Raw genomic sequence first — 4,530 nt, 5'->3', positions numbered from 1 at the left:
AAAAGAAGGCACTCTCTTCGGGTTTTCGGTCTGTACTGAAATCAAAATATTAATGGGAATACCAGCCTAAGATATTTGGAGTTCAGAGAGGGCGCGTTTGATTTTCAAACTTCGCAACAGAACCAGATAAATGTAAAACCGTTACACCCGATAGAGGAAAAGAATTCTCCCAACATAGTCGAATAACGCTAGAATTAAATGGCACTAAAGTGTATTTTCCAGATCCACATGCCCCATGGCAACGTTGTACAAACGAAAATACTAATGGTTTATTACGAGAATATTCACCCAAAGGTGAAGATATTTCAGGTATTTTCAATAGTCAAATTCAAGAATGGGCGAATAAATTAAACACGCGACCACGGAAATGTCTAAATTGGAAAACCCCTTATGAAGTATTTTTTAATGAATCGTTGCACTTAATTTGACAATTGAAGCCATAAAAAAACCGCTCAAATCGACTTTCGTAAATCTGAACGGTTTTTTAGAAATTCAATTTTTAAGCGCCTTCTACCATATCACGGCGTTTGTATCCTAAATAGCCGACAAATAAGAAGACGATACTGATAACAGTAATTACTGCAAAAATCGTTCCATCAAATTCTTCCATCGGTAAGCGTGGAATCCAACTTTGAATCGCCGTTTTTGAGAACCAATCCGGCAAATCTAAGATTCCGCCGAAATAATTCAAAGCAAAGGAATAGCCTAGATAAGCATAGATTACTTTTCCAAATTTTGGCAACCAGCCTAACGCTAAAGCAGCCAAACCAATATAAAATAAGATGGAAGGGAGAAAATTGTATCCAGCAGCTAAGAAATCGGTCAGATCCATAGTCGATTCATTTTTCATCGCAGAAATCGCCGTTCCACCTAATCCCGCTGATGCTAAGCCAATGCCTACGACTCCAGCAAAAATAGCTAAAAATATCGTTGTCCAATATAATTGGCCTCGCGTAATCTTCGTTACATACAGTTGACTCAGATGCAGTCTTGTTTCTTCTGCAAATAATTTATTGACCACCGCGATTGGCAAGATTGTGACTAATCCAATCATTACCATCATGATCGTTGCCGTAAAGGATTCTTCAATGGAAACGCCAGATTGAGTGAACATTTGTTTCATCAGTTCATTTCCGCCAAGAAAGACTTGCATGTCTCCATAAATGGAGCCATACGCAGCTCCCATAACCACAAATGCGATCAGCCAACCAATCATTACTCCTTTATTAATCTTGAAAAACAAACCAGGTACAGAAAGTAGTGATTTCTTCGCCGTCGCACGTCCTTCTCGTTCAGGAAGATAACCTGCGCCCATGTCGCGATGTTCTTCCAACACAAACGCAAGTACGGTAAAAACAAGACTAAAAATCAAAGCAAATAATAATGGTAGCCAGTTATTTTTTGTGAAAGGATAGGTCAAGTAAATCCATCCCATTGGATTGAACATTGATAGATCAAGATTAGACACATCTGTTCCAGCGCGCACGATATACAAAAGTCCTATAAGACTTAATGTCGAGCCGGTTGCTCCAGTAGAAGTCGCCATAATCTGCGACATCACAAGTGCCAATACACCACCGATAATTCCCGCCAATGCAATTGATCCTCCGAACAAGAAAGCTCCTTCGGCATCAATCGTTTTTACACCAAAACTCATCATGAGTCCGCCGATTAAAAGACCTAATAAAAGATTGATCAACAGCATCTCACTGATAACAGCTAATGAATTGGCTTGTCGTCCTACTCGAAATGAGCGAACCAATTCAGTCAAACCTAATTCTTCTTCTTTTCGCGTGTGGCTCACCACATGAAGTGCTGAGATAATCATTGCGAACAATCCGCAAAACAGCAACATCTCTTGAGCATACATCGCTCCTAAAGTATAATCCGTACCTATTTTGATTGGTGTAGGTCCAACCATCGAGATCATCGCTGGATTTTGCATCGTTTCAAACATCCCTAAAAGACCTTGTCCTTTAGCAATCTCTTCAAATGCTGGTACATATGCTCCTGAGAACAAACCCAAACCTAAAACCCAAACAATTATTTTTTTCCAATCGCGTTTCACGTATTGAATGAACAATACGTTCCAACGCGCAAATTTTTCATTCATTTTCTTTTCCTCCGTTCCGACAATCAGCCTTCGTAGTGACGCATGAATAAATCTTCGAGCGTTGGCGGTACAGATTCGATTTTTATCACACCTAATTTGGTTGCCTCGGTCAGAATCGTATTCATCGCTTCATTGTCAGCAGAAAAAGTTGCTTTGCCGTCTTTTTGAACAAAATCATGCACGCCAGAGAGCGTCGCAAGTTTCTCAATATCGCCTTTTGTCACCAATGTAACTGTTGAGCGAGTCAAATGACGCAATTCATCTAATGTACCTGTTTCAACTACTTCTCCACGTCGAATGATTGCTACTTTATCTGCTAATCGTTCAACTTCACTTAAAATATGTGAAGATAATAGAATCGCTTTGCCATCATTTTTGATTTTTTCTACTTCTTCTTGGAATACTGCTTCCATCAATGGATCTAGTCCTGAAGTCGGTTCATCTAAAATATACAGATCAGATTCAACTGAAAGTGCAGCAATCAAACCGACTTTTTGACGATTTCCTTTAGAGTAACCTTTGGCTTTTTTCTTTGGATCAAGTTCAAATCGTTTGATTAAATAATCACGCTTTGCTTTGCTCCCGCCGCCATGAAGTTTGATAAATAGATCAATGATCTCTCCACCAGTCAGGCTGCCCCAAAGAGCAACATCCCCAGGAACATACGAAATTCGTTTATGGATTTCTAGACTATCTTTCCAAACATCTTTTCCGAATATTTGGACATCTCCTTCGTCTTGGTTGATGATTCCTAGCAGTGTACGAATCGTCGTTGACTTTCCTGCTCCATTTGGTCCGATAAAACCAACAACTTCACCGGCGTTTACTGTGAATGAGACATCTTTCAACGCCTGGAATTTACCAAATTTTTTTTGCAAGCCTTGTACTTTTACAATTTCTGTCATGGTACATAACTCCCTTTTCTTTTGACATGATTTTATAACGAGCTTTCCAGTCTGAACAAAACGCACCTTTTTTATGAACCAATACAATACGTATCGTTCATAAAATACCCCTTTATACTTTGTTTCAAACCAAAGTTCTTTTACAGCTCCAATAATATTCTTTTTTATTTTAACAGTCAATAAAAATAATTTTAAATTTAAACCTATGATTCCATTGTTAGTTCGTATTATTTCCTATATAATATATACGAAGCTATTTTTGAACTATGATAAACAAAAAGTTCTTTTTTATAGAAAGTAGGTATTTTTAATGGATGGTTTTGAACGAAGAACAGAAGAAAAAAAGAAAAAAGTTTTACGAGCTGCTTTTGATCTGATGAATACAGATACGGGAATCGAGAATTTAACGATCGATGCCGTAGCCAAAAAGGCCAATGTAGGAAAAACTTCTATTTTTAAATATTTTGGCAGCAAAGAAAAGCTCATTCATGAAGTCTTTATCCGGTCAATGGATGAAATGGGGGAAAAAGCTAAAAAAATCATGGAGAAAAATGCATCATTTGAAGAAACTTTGATCGCCATGAGTCAAAATAAAATCGATTACCTCGAAAAAATCAATAAACAATTTTACCTAGATTTAATGAGCTATTACACTAAAAAAGAAGACAGCGGCTTTACCCGAATGATGGAAGCTTATACAAAGCAAAGTTTTGGCATTATGTTGGATTTATTCCATCGCGGGCGTAAAGAAGGAAAAGTCGATTTAAAATATTCAGATGAATTTTTGATGTTGTATTTTCAAGCCATGATCGAAGGCATCTCTAATCCGCAGATTTATGAGAAAATCCTGCCTTATACAGCGGAATGGACTGAGCTGTTGGTAAAAGGAATCGCTCCGAGACAATAGTTTTACGAACAACAAAAGAAGAAATACTCGCCGAATCCACAAAAAAATAAAATGTATGCATACAAATCAGAATCGATTCATCTGCTAGGTGTATTTGAGATACATATTCACAACTAAAATGTGATGCAATTGTCTCAGAGACAGCCGCTTCTCACAGATTGATCGTAGTCGGCTTCTTTTTTTGTAATCTTTAGGGGCTTTATACCAAGCATATTTTTTAGGTGAATATCGGAATTCTAGGGCTTTTATATCTTCTTTATATGGTTTTGTATTACCTGTTAGTCATATAAATGTTCCTACTACTTCGATTGCTACGCCGTCCATTTTTAGATTGAACAATTTATTAATAATATCCTTAAACTGTTCGGGTGTTTCTGTTGTTTCTTTGGTGTAAGTTTCACCGTCTTTATTCTTATGAGTGTTTTTAAGTTTGCTAAACAGTTCGTCATATTCATTGTTCAAAGTTTTCATTTCTTCTTCATTCCCTCCACAATCGGGGTGTAACTTCAAAGCTAACTTTTTGTAGGCTTTTTTCAATTCTTCCAATGTTTCAACGTTTTTAATGTATTTCATTTTTATCATTCCTTTTCTTTTTGATTTTTGGC

General features: G+C 37.1%; 3 protein-coding genes and 2 pseudogenes. 2 read left to right on the top strand and 3 right to left on the bottom strand.

The genetic code is table 11. The features are described from left to right. Positions 1–134 precede the first annotated feature (134 nt). A pseudogene (locus tag Q1X33_RS16410) lies at positions 135–428 on the top strand (IS30 family transposase); the annotation flags it as partial. 71 nt (positions 429–499) lie between these two features. Here the strand turns inward: Q1X33_RS16410 and narB are convergent. Next, positions 500–2,113: an ionophore ABC transporter permease subunit NarB gene (narB, locus tag Q1X33_RS16405; RefSeq protein ID WP_002333004.1), complete on the bottom strand. Its 1,614-nt coding sequence runs from the start codon at positions 2,111–2,113 to the stop codon at positions 500–502. 23 nt (positions 2,114–2,136) lie between these two features. Next, a complete protein-coding gene (gene narA, locus Q1X33_RS16400; protein ID WP_096711224.1) occupies positions 2,137–3,018 on the bottom strand; it encodes an ionophore ABC transporter ATP-binding subunit NarA in 882 nt (293 codons plus the stop codon). Positions 3,019–3,328: 310 nt separating this feature from the next. Here narA and Q1X33_RS16395 point away from each other — a divergent pair, with 310 nt between their 5' ends. After that, complete coding sequence (locus Q1X33_RS16395) at positions 3,329–3,925, top strand: TetR/AcrR family transcriptional regulator (protein ID WP_002326773.1); 597 nt, start codon at positions 3,329–3,331, stop codon at positions 3,923–3,925. 84 nt (positions 3,926–4,009) lie between these two features. Here Q1X33_RS16395 and Q1X33_RS16390 read toward each other — a convergent pair. Next, positions 4,010–4,498: pseudogene (locus tag Q1X33_RS16390) on the bottom strand (DnaJ domain-containing protein). Positions 4,499–4,530: the final 32 nt, after the last annotated feature.

Source organism: Enterococcus sp. B2E4, assembly GCF_030499455.1.
Taxonomy (GTDB): Bacteria; Bacillota; Bacilli; order Lactobacillales; family Enterococcaceae; genus Enterococcus_D; species Enterococcus_D casseliflavus.
This window is presented reverse-complemented; position numbering and strand designations above follow the sequence as displayed.